The following is a 16525-nucleotide window of genomic DNA, read 5'->3' as shown; positions in this document are numbered from 1 at the left end:
ATGAATTGCTTTTGTTCTCGCCAAGGTAACCACTCCCAAAAGTAATTTTCTACTTAGGGAGAAGATTAGATATTAATGGCATTAATTCCTTTAAAGAATTCCTAGAATGTTATCTGCCGTCTATATAACTCTATAGCGGGTTGGATTAACTGTATTTATTTGAGCTACAAGAAAGTAACTTTCTTGTAGCTTTTTATTTTTTCATTTTTTCATACGGGAGGGTTATTTTATGTCATTAATTAATGTTACAAACCTGACGTTTGCCTATGATGGCAGTTACGATAACATATTCGAAAACGTAAATTTTCAAATAGATACCGATTGGAAATTAGGATTTACGGGAAGAAACGGTAGAGGCAAGACGACATTTCTCAACTTGTTGCTCGGTAAATATGAATTCAGCGGTAATATTTCAGCTAATGTCAGCTTTGAATTTTTCCCTTTCCATGTCGAAAACAAGGAAAACAATACCCTTGATGTAATCAACGACATTTATCCAGACTATCTTCACTGGGAATTAATGCGTGAACTCTCATTGCTGAAGGTTTCTGAAGATGTTTTATATCGGCCCTTTGATTCATTGTCCAATGGAGAGCAAACGAAAGTGTTGTTGGCTGCCTTATTTCTTAAGGAAAATAGTTTTCTATTAATTGATGAACCAACCAATCATCTTGACCTGAATGCAAGAAAACTTGTCAGTAATTATTTGAAAACCAAAAACGGTTTTATTCTGGTCTCTCACGACAGATCGTTTCTGGACAACTGCATCGATCACATTCTATCCATCAACAAAACCAACTTAGAAATTCAAAAAGGAAATTTCTCGGATTGGTGGGAAAATAAAATGAGACAAGATAACTTCGAGCTCGCAGAAAACGAAAAGCTAAAAAGAGACATTAAACGCTTGTCAGATTCCGCTCAGCGAATTAGTAACTGGTCACACGAAGTGGAAAAAACGAAAAACGGCACGAGAAATTCCGGTTCCAAGGTTGATAAAGGGTATGTTGGCCATAAGGCCGCTAAAATGATGAAACGCTCTAAATCAATTGAGAATAGACAGAAATCCGCTATTGACGAAAAGTCTAAGCTCCTTCAAAATATCGAGAGCTCTGAAAGTTTAAAGATCACGCAGCTTGCTTATCATAAAAACCAACTTGCCGAAATTGACAATGTTTCGATTTATTACGGTGAGAAGATGGTTTGCTCTGATGTAAGCTTTACGATTGAGCAAGGTGATCGAATTGCGCTTTCAGGTAAAAACGGCTCAGGAAAATCAAGCATTATCAAACTGATTTACGGCGAGAATATAAACTATACCGGCACTTTCAGAAAGGGAAGTCAGCTTAAAATATCCTATGTATCACAGGACACCTCTCATTTACGAGGCAATTTAACGGACTACGCTAGAGACAATGGTATTGATGAAAGCCTCTTTAAAGCGATATTAAGAAAGCTGGATTTTTCCAGAGTTCAATTCGAAAAGGATATTTCAGCTTATAGCGGCGGACAAAAGAAGAAAGTGCTGATTGCAAAAAGTCTTTGCGAGAAAGTTCATTTGCAAATTTGGGATGAACCGCTTAATTTTATTGATGTTATTTCTCGCATGCAAATCGAAGAGTTACTGCTTGAATACTCTCCAACCATTCTATTCGTGGAGCATGACAGTGAATTTTGCAAGAATATTGCTACAAAGATCGTTGAACTTTAATGTCAATAAACACTAGGAGAAGATGCTTATGATTCCAGATTGGAAACAAGCTGAGGAAGCATTAAGGGACGTTGAGATCGTTGGTTATGAAAACAATAAACCTGTTTCCGTTATCAGGTTTTCAGAAGAATTGCGTTGTATCGGCATCGGAACGGATGCGGCGGTCTTTTATTACCCGAACACTCCCAATTACGCATATAAAGTTTATTCTGATAAAGCATTAGAGAAAAAGGAAGTGGAAGCAGGTATATACGAACGTTTAAAAGGTTCACCGTATTTCCCCCAATGTTATGGAACCGGACCTAACTATTTGGTTTTAAGTTATGAACAAGGAATTACCTTATATGATTGTCTTCTGCAAGGTGTTCGAGTTCCAGAGCAAGCGATCCAAGACATTGAGGAGGGCCGTGAGTTTGTCCGAAGTCAGGGACTGAACCCAAGGGACATTCATCTAAAAAACGTTCTCTTGCAGAAGGGAAGAGGAAAAGTTCTTGACGTATCGGAATATATCAAGGAAGGAAACGATAGTCGTTGGGAACATCTGGTATGGGCTTACAAACATTTTTATCCTCTAATATGCGATATACAGGTACCTTTATGGATCTTGGAAACCATAACTAATTGGTATAACCGCGTCGATACGGCAAGTTTTGGAATAGAAGACTTCTCTAAACGAGTGAGTCGGCTTTTCTTTGGGGATAAAAAATGAAATGTAGCGATATTGACATCAGGCATAGTAATAACTACAATGGTTACAACGGTGGTGTTAATCATGAAGCAAATAAGCACGCGCTTCTCAATGGCTGTTCATATCCTTTCCTTGATTACCGTTTATCCGAACGACTTGACTGGGGACTTCATTGCCGGCAGCGTAAACACAAATCCTGTGGTAATCCGAAGAATTATGGGCATGTTAAAAAAAGCAGGATTAGTAGAAGTACGTCCGGGGGTAGGAGGCGCTTCGTTACTCAAAACACCCGAAGAAATTACGCTTCTTGATGTATATCGCGCTGTGAATGTAATCGAAGAAAACCAGTTATTCCGTGTTCACGAAGATTCGAATATACGATGCCAAGTCGGTCGGAACATCGAGTCGGTTCTTCAAGCCGAATTGTTTGAAGCTCAATCCGCTATGGAACACAGGTTGGCACAAACGACTTTGCTTCAACTCACATCACGATTCAAATAAATGAGAGCTCCTCAAGAGCTTTTATTTTATAAACTTGTTGTAACTAATTAAGTTATAACAAACATGATTACAACTAAATATATTGGAGGAATACGAGATGAAAATTTTAGTCACTGGCGCAACAGGGAAATTGGGAACAAAAGTAGTAGAAACGTTATTGAAATCCGTACCCGCAAGTCAATTAGCCGTTAGCGTTCGCAATCCGGAAAAAGCAGAAGGGCTGCAAGCTCGGGGAGTAGAAGTACGGCATGGAGATTTTGACCGCCCGGAAACATTGGATTCAGCTTTTGCTGGTATCGACCGGCTGTTAATCATCTCTGCAGATGGGGACAACGAGACAAGAATTCGTCAACATACAAATGCGGTAGCGGCGGCGCAACGCGCGCAAGTTGGATTTATTGCATATACAAGTGCAGTTAATGCAAGTGAAAGCAAGTTGTTCCTAGCTCTAGTACACCGTGTCACAGAAGAAGCAATCATCAAAACGGGTATTCCGTACTCCTTCTTGCGAAACAACTGGTACTTGGAGAATGAGATCGGGAACATTAAAGGTGTGTTGGCAGGAGCGCCGTGGGTGACGTCTGCAGGAAAGGGTAAAGCAGGCTGGGCATTTCAACAAGATTACGCGGAGGCAGCTGCAGCAGTATTGGCGGGAGATGGGCACGAGAATACGATCTACGAGCTTTCGGGTAAACTGATGACTCAAGTAGAACTAGTATCTGTTATTGGAACGGTATTAGGCAAAGAAGTACCCGTACAACAAGTCGATGATGCCAAGTATGCCGAAATCATGAAAGGCGCGGGTGTACCCGACTTCGTCATTCCTATTCTCGTAGGTATCCAGCAAGGCATCCGGGAAGGCACGCTGGAAATCGAAAGCAACGATTTGGAAAAGCTGCTCGGTCGTCCAGTTACGCCAATCAGCGAGGCACTGACCCAAATCGTTAACGGAATTTCTCACGCTATATAATTGAATTAATTAAAAAACGATTTGGACAAACTATATCCGCCTCCGTTTACACGAATAACGATTGGTATACTGAGGTTGAATACTCGCACAAATATTTGAAGTCCATGTTCAATTTCTTGGGAATTGAAGATTATCAAATCATCAGAGCTCAAGGGACAGCTATTCGAAATCGGGAAGAAATATTGGAAAAAGCGTACAAAGAAGCTGAAGAAGCGGCCAAACATTTATCATTTGCAGCAAGGATTAAGTGGCTTATGGAAAAACCAAAAAGACAATGTCAAGGTTGATCAACCTTGACATTGTCTTTTTTTGCCGAGAAAAATAGTTCATGATACAAAAAACATTTTCGGAATCGCTTTATGACATTGCAGTCATAATTAAAGTCTCGAAACAATCGTAAATATTCTTCTTCGTTACGGATGTGCTCCCCTTTGTCGTACCATTTCATAAACCAATTACATAATGGTTTTTCCTTACATAAACAGGGTTCCATCACTATTATCGTTCCGGCAGGCTTTAGAATTCGCTTAAACTCCATCATGTAATTTGCAATTTCATTAGAGGGAATATGATGTAACACTGCGATAATAAGAAGATTATCTATGGATTCGTTTTCAACCGGCAATTCCTTGCCATCAAAAACATGAAACTTATGGCGGGGATATAATCGCCTCGCGTAGTCGATTCGTCTAGCATCAGGATCGATGCCAAGATAAAAATGCGGATGAAACATCGAACAATTGGCTCCAGTACCAGAGCCAAAATCCAGTACGAGTTGATCTTCCAATTGAAAATTAGCTTTTATGTGATCGTGAATATACTTTTTGGTAAGCCATTTTGGACGAATAAACCGATGGTAAAGCTGAGGTGAGAACTGTAGTGTAATGGAATTTCATCCTTTCTATCTAAGGAAGTCATGACAAGTAATTTAACCTTTACGATTGAAAAAGATTCATGCGCGAAGATGGAAGAAAATTGATAACTTGAATTTTTGCAATAATCATGCTGTCGACAATACCCAGTTAAAGCTATGATTTTTTAATGAATACTAATGGATTAATCGAATCATAATAGACATCAGAAAACACCGGATAGCGAAGGATAATCAAACAATTTCAACAAAAAATTCGGAGCGGACAAAATGAATAAAAGTTCCAAAGAAGGTATATATTTTACTCGTACACGGGAAATGAAACTGTATTACCGCCTGTGGAAACCTGTTCATCCTCAAGCTCTGCTTATTTTTGTTCATGGCGCGGGGGAACATTCCGGACAATATTCCCATTTAGGTATCGAATGTTTACATCGAAATATTGCATTAATTGCTCCCGATCTGCGCGGATTCGGCAAGTCGGAGGGAAAACGCGGTTATATCCGTCAGTTCAAAGACTATCTTGATGACTTGAATGAATTGGTTATCTATTTACAGATCCAGTTTTCGGAGTTGCCGATTTATTTATTTGGTTACAGTTTAGGCGGCCTGGTTGCCATCCGATATGCTCAGCAATTCTGCGATAAAGTAACCGGAGTTATATTGTCTTCTCCGGCACTGGGGATTCGCCTGAAAGTTCCGTATTTTATAAAAAAACCTATTGAGTTCATTTCATTAATAGCCCCCGCTTTGCCGCTTGAACTTGTAAAGTGGAATGAATCTTTGCGTAAACTGAAATGGTTACAATCGTCTTTGCCAGATTGGACTTCCGAAATGCTCAAAGATCCTTATGCTACGATTCGGTATACTCCCCGCTGGTTCACGGAACTGCTGCATAACGGAACAAAGGCTTTATTGGAAGTAAATCAATTTCATTCCCCCATTTTGTGCCTTTATGATCGATATGACTCTATTGTAAATTCCGATCTGATTGAGCAATTTATCGGAAACGTCGCCTCCGAAGATAAAGAATGCTTTGTATTTGCCAAAGGAAATCATCAGTTTCTGCATGACGGTGAAGCGTTACGGCATATTTTTCAATGGTTACGTTCCCGTTTATGAGGCGGGATATACAGCGCTGTTCCTATACCATGGGAACCTGGGGCAAAATTTTGCCGTCAATCCGTTCGAAAATGTCATCAAGATCTGGGCCTGTAATAGTCAGTCCGTGGTTTTTCAAACCGATGATGGTTCTTTCGGGATGATCCGATTGTCTAATCAGTTCCGCCACAGTTCGGGCAAGTTGAATCGTCCCGCACGGATAATTGATTTCCGTTGCTTGAACTCCGTCGATCCATGCGTGAATGTGAATGATGGCGCCGACCTGCGGATGCTCCGCATAAATCATCCAGTGTTCAATCGCGTCAACGGAAACCCGATGGGGAGTAAGATTCGGAGGAACGCTGATTTGCATCGCCTTCAATATGGGGTTAAATCCCTTGACGAGCAAAATATCCTGTCCGATCGTTTTCAAATCCGCTTTATTAGCCCCCGCGGCACTCATCCAGAAGCTGTCTTGATCTTTTCGGCTGCTGAGGTTTCCATAGCTTAGACCTCCAATGCCGTAAAGCTTCTTTAGATGCCTCATATCACGCGGGGTTAAATATTGATCAATGGGAAAAGGAGCGGGAAGCAAGTTTAGTCCATCCAATCTTTTTCCGGCGAAACGCAAGCTTTCCGAGATTTCGTCTCCTTCCCACAGTTCGGACGTAAGATCGGAATGAAATTCGTTGTCAATCACCAGCTCAGAGGAGGCAAGCGGTTCGAGTCTATCGTAAATACTTTGGAATAACGCTGCTTTATTAGAATGGCAAGTAATTTTATAACATCCTTGCTCAGGCGTAATAAAATAAATTTCCGTTGTTTTGTCGTTATGACAAATATAAACAAGATGATTTGAAAGCGATCTAATCAGAAAGGGATAGGCGGCTTTTAAAATCGGTTCGGCCATCTCATGCGTTTCCATAACGGATACCACGAAAGTAGCCTGGGCTTTTCTGCGAAATGGCCTGGGGTTCATAGCATCAATCGTTTGGAATACAACACGAACAGGCTCGTCCGGATGTTCACTATAGCGATAACCTTCGGTTTCGAATTTATCTTTAATTCCATCCATAAACCATGGAAAAAACGTACCTTCGCTTGATCCCGTGATAGTGAAGCTGTTCATACTTGATTCCTCCTTGTATATTTTCTGATTAATTAAGGTTCAAATACCGCTTTCATGCAAGCTGTTGTGCCCTTGTTAATAATCATAGGAAAGGCTGTTTTGTATTGATAGAGGGGGAAACGATGGGTAACCATCGAAGACAGATCCACTTTTCCCGATGCCATCAACCCTACCGCCATTTGGAATTCTCCCCTTCCGTAAGCAAAACATCCTTTAACATCCAGCTCATTCAGCCAAACATGAGTCCAATCAACTCGACTAAGAATACCGGCCAATCCGAGCAGGACTACTTTTCCTCCTCTGCGGGCAAAACGAAGAGCATCATTGATGCTGCGGCTGTTGCCGGCACAATCGATGACCAGATCGGCTCCACCCTGCAACACCGGCGGCCCGAAAACGGGTTTCAAAACTTCGGCTCCGAGAATCTTCGCGACTTTATAAATATATTGATGACCCCGGGAAACGGAAATCACTTCGTCCGCCCCATATTGAAAAGCAAGTCGGGTCTGAAAGTCGTATTTGGATAAAACGACGATCTTGCAGGAAATATCCAATGCGCGGATTGCCGCTACGATACAAATCCCTATCGTTCCTGAACCGATGACAAGGACTGTATCCTCATTTTTCGGCGGATTACGCATAATGCCGTGCAGGGCGCAGCTGAAAGGTTCCGCCATTACTCCGTTTAAGTCGCTAACTTCATCGGGCAGCTTAACGATTTGGCTTCGATGCGCCACAAAATAAGAACTCCAGCTTCCTCCGGTATCCTTGCAAGCCCCAATAAGCAATCCGGGGGCAATAATCCCTTCCGTCATCCGGCTGCAGAGACTATAATCCCCCCGCTCGCATGCAGGGCATGGAACCGGAATTCCTCTCGTTGCACACGACAAAACAGGATTCACAACAACCCGGTCGCCTTTTTGCAAATGTTGCACTTCCTGTCCGATTGTCGCCACGATTCCCACCGATTCATGACCGATCGTAAACGGAAACGAAGTGAAGGGGGAGACGGAAGGACTGTCATGCAGGCAAATCAAATTGATATCGCTGCCGCATATTCCCCCGTACGTCACCTTCACTTTTACCCATTCCTCGTTAGGCAGTACGGGTTCCGGCACTTCTTGATACCGCAGGCAGGAAAATGCAGAATGCCAATAAAGCGAAGGAAACCTTCTCCCTGCAAGCTTGCAGGAAAGATAGCGAGGGAGGCTAAGATCAAATTGTAAAGACCGCAATGAAATCACTCTTTTCAACTTTGCTTTTTTCATGTTGATAATCGCTTCTAAGTATGTACTATTTACCAGATGATCATTCATCGGCATTGGAATCGACGGAAAAGGGCTCAAACCTTAAAATAAAGGGGAAAGCAGACGCGCGAAAACTTCTTTTAATATCTGAAATTTTGACTGATCATCAAATTCCGCTCCCAAAAATTCCTCGCTTTTGCTGAGATCTTGATTAAATTCATTAATTAGGCGATCAACGGTCTTCCCATCATAAAAAATCGCACTAATCTCGAATTGGCCGGTAAAGCTGCGCATATCCATATTTGCGCTGCCCGAGCATGCTATGTCATCGCTTATGATTACTTTGGCATGGATAAACCCTTTTTGATAGCGATAAAACCGAATTCCTGCTTGCAACAATTCCCGAACATAGGACAATGAAGCGAAGTAAACAAGTTTTGAATCAGGAACTGCCGGAATAATGACACGAACATCGACTCCCCGAATTGCAGCCGTCTTTAAAGCCAGTAAAACGCCGGGATCGGGTATGAAATAAGGCGTTTCAATATAGATCCGCTTCTTCGCAGAAACGACGAAGGAGAAAATAAGCTCGAGAATCGTTTCATCCGGACCGCTTTTCACGATTTGTACGAATTCTTTTCCTTGACTTTCCTGAACAGGATAATATGCGGGGGTGGTTAGCAACTGTTGTTTAACATCGTACCAATCGGCTGAAAAAGTATATTGAATCCACAGAACCGCATCGCCTTTAATCTTGAAATGAGTATCCCGCCAATATCCGAATTCCGAGTTTTTTCCCAAGTATTCATCACCGATATTTAAGCCTCCGATAAAACCGACTTCTCCATCCACGACCACGATTTTCCGATGATTGCGAAAATTGATCTGCCTGTTGATGAATGAGGATAGCAGCGGAGCAAAGCAACCGGTCTCCACACCCGCATTCTCCAGCCGCTTCATATAGTTTTTCCCTAAGCGGTAGCAACCGATCCCGTCGTATAAAAGTCGCACTTTTACTCCTTCCTGCGCTTTTCGGATTAATAATTGTTGAAACTCTTTCCCAAGAACATCGTCACGGATAATGTAAAATTCGATATGGATATGATGCTTCGCTAAGGAGATGGATTCAAACATCGCTTCAAATGCTTTTTTTCCTTCAATATATATCGTTGTTTCATTACAGGCGGTAATGGGGAGGGTATTTCCGTTTTTAAGTATTGCCTGCAAATTGTCATCATGGTAAACGGATTGCTCGACCAGATTTATCGGCAGTTTCCGTTTGCATCGATCCGCAAGTGTTTCCTTTAAATGCTCCAACATCCCGTTGTCTTTTCGGAGAGAGGGATTGAAACAGGAATATTCTTTTGCGACAAAATAGTAAAACAGAAAACCTATAAACGGAAAGATGTATAGGATGACAAGCCAAGCAACTGCTTTTTGCGGACGACAATATTCATTCATTAGAACTACGACAATTTGGCTGAGTATAAGTAATAGGGCGAAAATAATCCAAAGCAATGCTATCGTCTCTCCTCCATGGCCAAAGAGTTCTGTTTTAGTTTATAAGAACACAGGTATCATTTAATTTGTCCCGAGTAGGTTTAAGTTCGACATGGGAATTCCTGGATTTATTTGAACTGGTGTAATATAAGTCACGCTAATTGTATAATCTAAGATTTATGTATGAATTGGAAAAGGGGTTATGTGATGGCAGATCGTTTAATCATCGGCATGGACGTAGGATCAACGACCGTCAAAGCCACAGTAGTCGATCCGGAAAGCAAACAAATCCTATGGTCGGATTATCAACGCCACCATACGAAACAGGCAGAAAAGGTTTTGGAGTTGCTGGTTGCGATTGGAAATGAATATCCGGAAACCAAACAAGAAAATATCCGTGTCTTTACGACGGGCTCCGGCAGCGGCCCCATTGCCCCGCACATTGGAGCAAAGTTTGTTCAAGAAGTCAATGCCGTTACCATGGCGGTGGAGCATCTTCACCCCGATGTTGGGAGCGTGATTGAATTAGGGGGACAAGACGCAAAGATCATCATATTTAAGGAAAATGAGGAAACGGGGAATAAGCAAGCGCTGACCTCAATGAATGACAAGTGCGCATCGGGTACGGGCGCCACTATTGACAAGTGCATGATCAAAGTGGGAATGCCCATGGAAGAAGTAGGTAAGCTGCACTTTGATGACAGCAAGCTACACCATGTTGCCGCAAAATGCGGCGTGTTTGCGGAAACGGATATTGTCAATCTGGTGAAAAGCGGCATACCGTCACCTGAGATCATGTGTTCTCTCGCGGATGCCATCGTCATGCAGAACCTTTCCGTCCTTACGCGCGGAAATACTCTGCGGCACCGCGTCTTACTGCTGGGCGGACCGAATACATACTTGCCTTTCCTGCAAGAATGCTGGCGTAAGCGAATCCCGCAGACTTGGCAGGATCGGGGATACGATTATCCCAAAGATATACCTATCGATGAATTGATTTTTGTGCCTGACAATTCGCAGTACTACGCGGCATTCGGTGCTGTATTGTACGGCATGTATGAACCGGCCGGCGTTGGAATCTATTCGGGGCTGGAAGGGCTCAAAGAATTCATTGCCCATGGCCGGCAAGCGAAGCTAGGTGAGAAAGCGGGCCCGCCTCTGGCCGCTAGCGAGAATGAACTGGAAGAATTCCGCACGAGTTATCGTATTCCTCGCTTTACACCTGCCGCTCTTATTCCGGAGCAGAAGGTGAGAGCCGTGATCGGTCTCGACGGTGGTTCCACATCGTCCAAAGCCGTTCTGGTCGATGACGATGGAAACATTCTTCTTAAGGAATATCAGCTTTCCAAAGGGAATCCCCTCGAAGATACGAAGGAAATGCTGAAGCGGATCCGGGATAGGGTTAGAGGGCAGGGAGCCGAATTAGAGATCATCGGATTTGGCGCGACGGGGTATGCCGCGGATGTATTGGAAAAAACGTTAAAGGCGGATGTGAATATCGTTGAAACCGTCGCTCATATGATGAGCGCAGTCCATGAATTCGGAGATATTGATGTTATCTGCGATATCGGAGGTCAGGATATTAAGGTCCTGTTCCTGAAAAACAGGGATATCCGCAACTTTAAGCTGTCCAATCAATGTTCTGCCGGAAATGGAATGCTGCTGCAGGCGATGGCGGATCAGTTCGGCATTCCGGTTCAGGAATATGCGGATACGGCATTCGGCGCAGGCTTAAGTCCTAAATTTTCCTATGGTTGTGCCGTATTTTTGGATGCGGATCGGGTAAATTTCCAGAAGGAGGGTTATTCTAAAGAGGAATTGTTGGCCGGCTTGGCTATGGTACTGCCGAAAAACATATGGCAGTATGTGGTACAGATTCCACGGATGGCTGAACTGGGGCGAAAGTTCGTACTGCAGGGAGGAACCCAGTATAATCTGGCTGCGGTCAAGGCCCAAGTCGACTATATCAAACAACGGGTTCCCGATGCTGAAGTATACGTTCATCCGCATCCGGGAGAAGCGGGAGCGATCGGGGCCGCCATGGAAACGTTGCGGGTGGTAAAGCGACGGGGGTATTCCACCTTCTTGGGGATGGATTCCGCCATTGAGCTTCGTTATATTTCACGGAACGACGAATCCACCCGCTGCAATTTCTGCCCCAATAACTGCAGCCGCACCTTTATCGATTCCGAGACTCCGGATGGAAATACCGCCCGATATATTTCCGGTTTCTCCTGTGAGAAGGGGACAGTGGAAGACAATGATGCAGTCGTTAAATTGACCAAAATACGTCAGGATTTGAAAAAACACTATCCTAATCTGGTGGAATATGAGGCGCGCCGTATGTTCCAACACTTCTACGATTCTAACCCAATGCCCGAATCGGATGTACCCGTGGATGACGTACGGTTGAAACGCGGTTGGTTTGGGCTTGGCGGAATGGGAAAAGGACAACAACGTCAATTTAGGCGCTCTTCCCTTGAGGCCGCGGAACGGCGAAGCAAAATCCGCATCGGGATTCCCCGCGTGCTAAATATTTGGTCTACGGCACCGTTCTGGCGGACTTATTTCGAGGCTCTGGGCATCAATCAGCGCAACATTGTATTCAGCGACAATACGAGCGAGGAAATGTGGCAGGAAGGCGGTAAATATGGATCCATCGATCCTTGTTACCCCTCGAAAGTGGCGCAAGCCCATGTTCACAACCTATTGTTCAAGCATCATGAAAAAACGCCGCTCGAGTATCTCTTTTTCCCATGCATCACCCATATCCCGACGCATCTGCACAACGTGATGGATTCCGCCAGCTGTCCGATCGTGGCCGGCGCCCCGAACGTGATCAAGGCCGCCTTCACCAAAGAAGTAAACTTCTTTGAGACAAAAGGGATTGTCTATCTGGATCCGGCCGTCACGTTCACCGAACCGAACATGATGAAAAAGCAATTGTATGAGGCGTTCGCGGATCACCTCCAGATTACGGAGGATGAAAGCGACTTTGCCGTAGACCAGGGTTGGAAGGCGATGGAGCTTTTCGACAATGAAATGCAGGAGAAAGGCCGCATGATTCTGGAGCAGGTGGAACAGGAAAACCGTCTTGCCATTCTGATGATCGGGCGGCCCTATCATTCCGATCCCGGTATGAATCACGGTGTGCTGGAGGAATTTCAGGTGCTTGGCTATCCAATTCTGTCCATGCGTTCCATTCCCAAAGACGAGACTTGGCTTCGCCGCTTTTTCAACGATGATTTGCAAAGCGGGCGGGTAAAATACGCGCTTGAGGTCACCGATGTATGGCCGGAAAATTTCAGCTCCAATAGCGTGCAAAAGGTATGGGCCGCCAAATTCGCCGCGCGTCATCCCCATGTAGCGGTATTGGATCTGTCCAGTTTCAAATGCGGACATGACGCCCCTACTTACGGGTTGATCGATTCGATTATCTCGACCGCAGGCACGCCATTTTCGGCTTTGCACGATATTGACGCCAACAAGCCAGGCGGATCGATCAAAATCCGGGTTAAAACCTATGCGCATAGTCTGGGACTTCACGAAGAGCGGCTGCAGGATTTGGCCCGCAAAAAAGCGGAACTGCAGCATCTATTGGAACAAAAACGCGCCGAACTGCTGAGCAATCAGCCAAACGAGCAAGCCGGGGTTATATAGAAACCTAAACTAATGAAGGAGTGAAACTAATCATGACAGTTGTAAAAGACAAGGAGAAGCTCGAGAGTCAGTTATCCCTGGAGGACAAACTGCTGTTATTTCAGAAGGAACAGGAAAAAGCATTAGGCTTGGATAATGAAAATAAGAACCATTGGTTTGATCCCGTTCCTCGCCAATTTCTGAACAAAGACAGATCCAGCACGACGCTTCTATTCGGGGGACTGACGATGGCCCATGATTATTTGGTGGAGGGAGCGTTGCAAGGGTTAGGGTATCGGGTGAGCCATCTGGACTGCCCGGACAACGAGTCGCTACGCTACGGTAAAGAGTTCGGCAACCGCGGGCAGTGCAACCCGACCTACTTCACGGTCGGCAATTTGATTAAACATTTGCACCACCTTCGCGATGTAGAAGGAAAATCGAAAGAAGAGATCATCCGCAACTACTTGTTCATTACGAGCGGTTCTTGCGGACCGTGCCGCTTCGGCACCTATGTCACGGAGTACCGGAAGGCTCTGCGCGATGCGGGATTTGATGGTTTTCGGGTCCTGCTGTTCGAGCAGACGGATGGTTTGAAACAGGCAACCGGCGGGGAATCGGCGCTAAAATTGGATACATCGTTTTTCCTCAGCTTCATTAAAGCAGTTCTTTTGGGGGATATTTTGAACGCGCTGGCTTACCGCATCCGGCCCTATGAAGCGGTCGTCGGTTCTACGGACGCCGCCTTGAATCGGTGCAAGAAGTATTTGTACGATGCCTTAAGCGAACGAAAGCGGTTGAGACCGGCGTTGATCCGCTGCCGTAAGGAACTACAGGCTGTTCAGGTAGACCGGACCATGGTCAAACCTAAAGTAAGCATCATCGGCGAATTCTGGGCAATGACCACCGAGGGTGACGGCAACTATCAACTGCAGCGCTTTCTTGAAATCGAAGGAGCGGAAGTGGAAGTACAGTCGGTTACCGCATGGACGCTCTTTCTCATTTGGGCAGCGCGGTACGATACCCTGAGGCGAATGAGCCTGCGAGAAGCCGATTCCGGCAAATTCGGCTTGAAAGGGAAAAATCCGCGCATGCGTTTACGTATGCTTTGGCTCGCCGACCATGTCCTCCGGGCGATGTTCCAAAGGTATGCCAAGGCCATGGGACTGTATCACTATCATCTGCCCGATATGGAAGAGATCGCCAGTGTTGCGCATGAACATTACAACAATCATTTACGCGGCGGCGAGGGCCACATGGAAGTTGGCAAGCTGATTCTTAATGTGGTCAAGCGCAAAGTGAACATGACGATTTCCGTCAAGCCATTCGGATGTATGCCTTCTTCCGGCGTATCCGACGGGGTTCAGTCCTTGATCACCGAAAGATATCCCGATGCGATCTTCCTGCCGATTGAAACGACGGGCGATGGGGCGATTAACGTACAAAGCAGAGTTCAGATGATGTTGTTCAAGGCCAAACAGGCTGCCCAGAAGGAATTTGATGAAGCCTTAACGAAAAAAGGCTGGACGGCCCCGCAGCTTCAGACAATAGCTAGTCGTTCAAAAAGAACAAACTCGTTGCACGCAAGCCGTCACGTTGTTGCTTGCACAGCGGCTAATATGATTTATGGAATGCGATAATAATAAAGCCGATGTTTCCTATCCTTAGGAATCGTCGGCTTTTTATGTATTCAGCAAATAAAAACGGCTAACCGGGGAAAATTAGAACAGAAGGAGGTGTACAAATGGCTGAAAAGGTAAAGGGGCGAGATCGAACCGATGCCTCAGCAATGTGGATGGCTTGGATTGGAATCGCTGCAGGGATTATTGCTTTTTTCGCTGCTCCGCTATTCTTTGGTTGCGTTGCAGTTGTTCTCGGGTTAATTACCGTCTTCAGTAAAGCAAATATTCTGGGCTGGTGGGCTATCGGATTAGGTATAGTCGGCGCGGTTGCGAATTGGTGGTTTTATTAGAATGCTCAACCGATAAGGGTTGTCCCTAAGTCTTTATGACAAAGGGAGGGCCCTTTTACTACCTAAGAGCTAAGGATATGGGGTTGTCATGTCAAAGAGGAAACGGTACCAACGGTTAAATGACGCCTTCGAAATCGGCTTGTATGTTATTTGCGGTTTCTGCATCGTCTATTACACGTTTCTGGGAGTGAATTCTAGAAGCTTTCAGGCGATTCTGATCATATCGGTTTTGCTTCTTATTCGATTGGTGGTCAAATGGACGAAAAGCGAGTGGTTTCCCGCTCTTCGTTTTTTTGTTTTGTTTTTTATTACGGTGGCCATGCTCTTCGCCAACTTATTCGGTTTCTATAAAGTCATACCGTATTTGGACAAAATGGAGCATCTGCTTTCCGGTGTCATTCTTTGTTTCATCGGACTTTTGGTGCTTAGGAAAATGATCCAGAACCAAGGTATGCCCCGTATTTCTTCCCGTATCGGGATTTGGTTCGCTTTGTTCTTTTCCGTAGCTATGGCGGGTTGCTGGGAAATGTACGAATTCACCACCGATCGGTTGTTCGGGCTTTTATCCCAGAATGGCAGCTTGACCGATACGATGGTTGATATCATTTGCGGAACCGTGGGTGCCGCCGGTACCGCATTATATCTGGCCTACAAAGCGAAGAGACATCCTCTGTCTATTTTAGACACGGATAGAAGTGTCGATTAGGCGAATAGTTACGTTGATCGGGGGTAGAGCCTGTAATTCGCATAACGAAATGTTTAGCATTTTGCAAATGTAATTCAGTATATTCTTGCCAGCGTATGATATTTTCAACAAATTGTTTGTATGATGCGGGGGCAGCATCCCTCATGACAAGTAAACCGGCGTGTACATTACGGTCTCTCTGTTCGGCGTTTTGTATGCAATTTATTAGCGTTTCTACTATGGATGGCGCGCTTTCACCGTTCTGTAACCTAAGCGCTGATCCGGTTGCCGTAACACGATGATAGGATGCCGGAACAAGATGCGTATGCATCTCCGCATTTCCTTTCAAATCTTTGGTTTCGGGTATATGAAACAACTGTGTGCTCATGGAACAAACCATCTGTTCGCCATACAGGCTGAGGGATAACTCGGTTACAACAGAAAGCCACATTTCATTTTGTCTCAACAGAAACACCTTCTCGAACATTATTGGGCAGATCACCTACGATAAATA

The 16525-nt window shown here is 44.7% G+C and carries 14 protein-coding genes and 1 pseudogene; 10 read left to right on the top strand and 5 right to left on the bottom strand.

What is annotated here, in order from left to right; genetic code table 11:
* Nucleotides 1-229 precede the first annotated feature (229 nt).
* The 5 genes and pseudogenes from E2980_RS19375 to E2980_RS19355 all read left to right on the top strand — a co-directional run.
* Nucleotides 230-1708 (top strand): Lsa family ABC-F type ribosomal protection protein, encoded by a 1479-nt coding sequence (locus tag E2980_RS19375; RefSeq protein WP_135153864.1) that lies wholly within the window; start codon nucleotides 230-232, stop codon nucleotides 1706-1708.
* A gap of 28 nt (nucleotides 1709-1736) precedes the next feature.
* Complete coding sequence (locus E2980_RS19370; RefSeq protein WP_135153863.1) at nucleotides 1737-2417, top strand: protein kinase family protein; 681 nt, start codon at nucleotides 1737-1739, stop codon at nucleotides 2415-2417.
* A 63-nt stretch (nucleotides 2418-2480) separates the two neighbouring features.
* Nucleotides 2481-2897 carry an Rrf2 family transcriptional regulator gene (locus tag E2980_RS19365; RefSeq protein ID WP_135153862.1) on the top strand — a complete coding sequence of 139 codons (417 nt, stop codon included), beginning with the start codon at nucleotides 2481-2483 and terminating at the stop codon, nucleotides 2895-2897.
* Between the two features lie 97 nt (nucleotides 2898-2994).
* Nucleotides 2995-3867: an SDR family oxidoreductase gene (locus E2980_RS19360; RefSeq protein ID WP_135153861.1), complete on the top strand. Its 873-nt coding sequence runs from the start codon at nucleotides 2995-2997 to the stop codon at nucleotides 3865-3867.
* Nucleotides 3868-3902: 35 nt separating this feature from the next.
* A pseudogene (locus E2980_RS19355) lies at nucleotides 3903-4154 on the top strand (NAD(P)H-dependent oxidoreductase); the annotation flags it as partial.
* Here E2980_RS19355 and E2980_RS19350 read toward each other — a convergent pair.
* A complete protein-coding gene (locus tag E2980_RS19350; protein ID WP_240703108.1) occupies nucleotides 4145-4654 on the bottom strand; it encodes a class I SAM-dependent methyltransferase in 510 nt (169 codons plus the stop codon). The pseudogene E2980_RS19355 and the gene E2980_RS19350 sit on opposite strands and share 10 nt — an antisense overlap.
* A gap of 354 nt (nucleotides 4655-5008) precedes the next feature.
* Here E2980_RS19350 and E2980_RS19345 point away from each other — a divergent pair, with 354 nt between their 5' ends.
* On the top strand, nucleotides 5009-5860 hold the full coding sequence (locus tag E2980_RS19345; RefSeq protein WP_135153859.1) for an alpha/beta fold hydrolase: 852 nt from the start codon (nucleotides 5009-5011) through the stop codon (nucleotides 5858-5860).
* A 22-nt stretch (nucleotides 5861-5882) separates the two neighbouring features.
* On the opposite strand, the gene E2980_RS19340 is transcribed toward E2980_RS19345, so the two are convergent.
* From E2980_RS19340 to cls, 3 genes are all read right to left on the bottom strand, one after another.
* The gene (locus E2980_RS19340) at nucleotides 5883-6968 is read right to left on the bottom strand and encodes a class II aldolase/adducin family protein (RefSeq protein WP_135153858.1); all 1086 of its coding nucleotides are present in this window, start codon (nucleotides 6966-6968) and stop codon (nucleotides 5883-5885) included.
* Nucleotides 6969-7000: 32 nt separating this feature from the next.
* On the bottom strand, nucleotides 7001-8203 hold the full coding sequence (locus tag E2980_RS19335; RefSeq protein WP_135153875.1) for a zinc-dependent alcohol dehydrogenase: 1203 nt from the start codon (nucleotides 8201-8203) through the stop codon (nucleotides 7001-7003).
* 114 nt (nucleotides 8204-8317) lie between these two features.
* Nucleotides 8318-9733 (bottom strand): cardiolipin synthase, encoded by a 1416-nt coding sequence (gene cls, locus E2980_RS19330; RefSeq protein ID WP_135153857.1) that lies wholly within the window; start codon nucleotides 9731-9733, stop codon nucleotides 8318-8320.
* A 189-nt stretch (nucleotides 9734-9922) separates the two neighbouring features.
* Between cls and E2980_RS19325 the strand changes: the two genes are divergently transcribed.
* The 4 genes from E2980_RS19325 (at nucleotide 9923) to E2980_RS19310 (ending at nucleotide 16032) form a co-directional block, all read left to right on the top strand.
* Entirely contained in the window at nucleotides 9923-13375 is a 3453-nt protein-coding gene (locus E2980_RS19325; RefSeq protein WP_135153856.1) for a BadF/BadG/BcrA/BcrD ATPase family protein, read from the top strand.
* A gap of 32 nt (nucleotides 13376-13407) precedes the next feature.
* Entirely contained in the window at nucleotides 13408-14994 is a 1587-nt protein-coding gene (locus E2980_RS19320; RefSeq protein WP_135153855.1) for a 2-hydroxyglutaryl-CoA dehydratase, read from the top strand.
* A 104-nt stretch (nucleotides 14995-15098) separates the two neighbouring features.
* Complete coding sequence (locus E2980_RS19315; protein WP_205699999.1) at nucleotides 15099-15326, top strand: hypothetical protein; 228 nt, start codon at nucleotides 15099-15101, stop codon at nucleotides 15324-15326.
* Between the two features lie 88 nt (nucleotides 15327-15414).
* Nucleotides 15415-16032, top strand: a complete 618-nt coding sequence (locus E2980_RS19310; RefSeq protein ID WP_135153854.1) for a DUF2238 domain-containing protein — start codon at nucleotides 15415-15417, stop codon at nucleotides 16030-16032.
* Here the strand turns inward: E2980_RS19310 and E2980_RS19305 are convergent.
* Nucleotides 16001-16477, bottom strand: a complete 477-nt coding sequence (locus E2980_RS19305) for a hypothetical protein (protein WP_240703107.1) — start codon at nucleotides 16475-16477, stop codon at nucleotides 16001-16003. The two genes, E2980_RS19310 and E2980_RS19305, sit on opposite strands and share 32 nt — an antisense overlap.
* Nucleotides 16478-16525: the final 48 nt, after the last annotated feature.

This window comes from Cohnella luojiensis, from assembly GCF_004564235.1.
Classification (GTDB): Bacteria; Bacillota; Bacilli; order Paenibacillales; family Paenibacillaceae; genus Cohnella; species Cohnella luojiensis.
Note: the sequence above shows the minus strand (reverse complement) of the source record. Positions and strands in the feature narration are given on the sequence as shown.

Excerpts from the sequence above, each read along its gene's own strand:
- E2980_RS19375 (WP_135153864.1), top strand. The coding sequence starts at position 230 with ATGTCATTAATTAATGTTACAAACCTGACGTTTGCCTATGATGGCAGT.
- E2980_RS19370 (WP_135153863.1), top strand. The coding sequence starts at position 1,737 with ATGATTCCAGATTGGAAACAAGCTGAGGAAGCATTAAGGGACGTTGAG.
- E2980_RS19365 (WP_135153862.1), top strand. The coding sequence starts at position 2,481 with ATGAAGCAAATAAGCACGCGCTTCTCAATGGCTGTTCATATCCTTTCC.
- E2980_RS19360 (WP_135153861.1), top strand. The coding sequence starts at position 2,995 with ATGAAAATTTTAGTCACTGGCGCAACAGGGAAATTGGGAACAAAAGTA.
- E2980_RS19345 (WP_135153859.1), top strand. The coding sequence starts at position 5,009 with ATGAATAAAAGTTCCAAAGAAGGTATATATTTTACTCGTACACGGGAA.
- E2980_RS19340 (WP_135153858.1), bottom strand. The coding sequence starts at position 6,968 with ATGAACAGCTTCACTATCACGGGATCAAGCGAAGGTACGTTTTTTCCA.
- E2980_RS19325 (WP_135153856.1), top strand. The coding sequence starts at position 9,923 with ATGGCAGATCGTTTAATCATCGGCATGGACGTAGGATCAACGACCGTC.
- E2980_RS19320 (WP_135153855.1), top strand. The coding sequence starts at position 13,408 with ATGACAGTTGTAAAAGACAAGGAGAAGCTCGAGAGTCAGTTATCCCTG.
- E2980_RS19315 (WP_205699999.1), top strand. The coding sequence starts at position 15,099 with ATGGCTGAAAAGGTAAAGGGGCGAGATCGAACCGATGCCTCAGCAATG.
- E2980_RS19310 (WP_135153854.1), top strand. The coding sequence starts at position 15,415 with ATGTCAAAGAGGAAACGGTACCAACGGTTAAATGACGCCTTCGAAATC.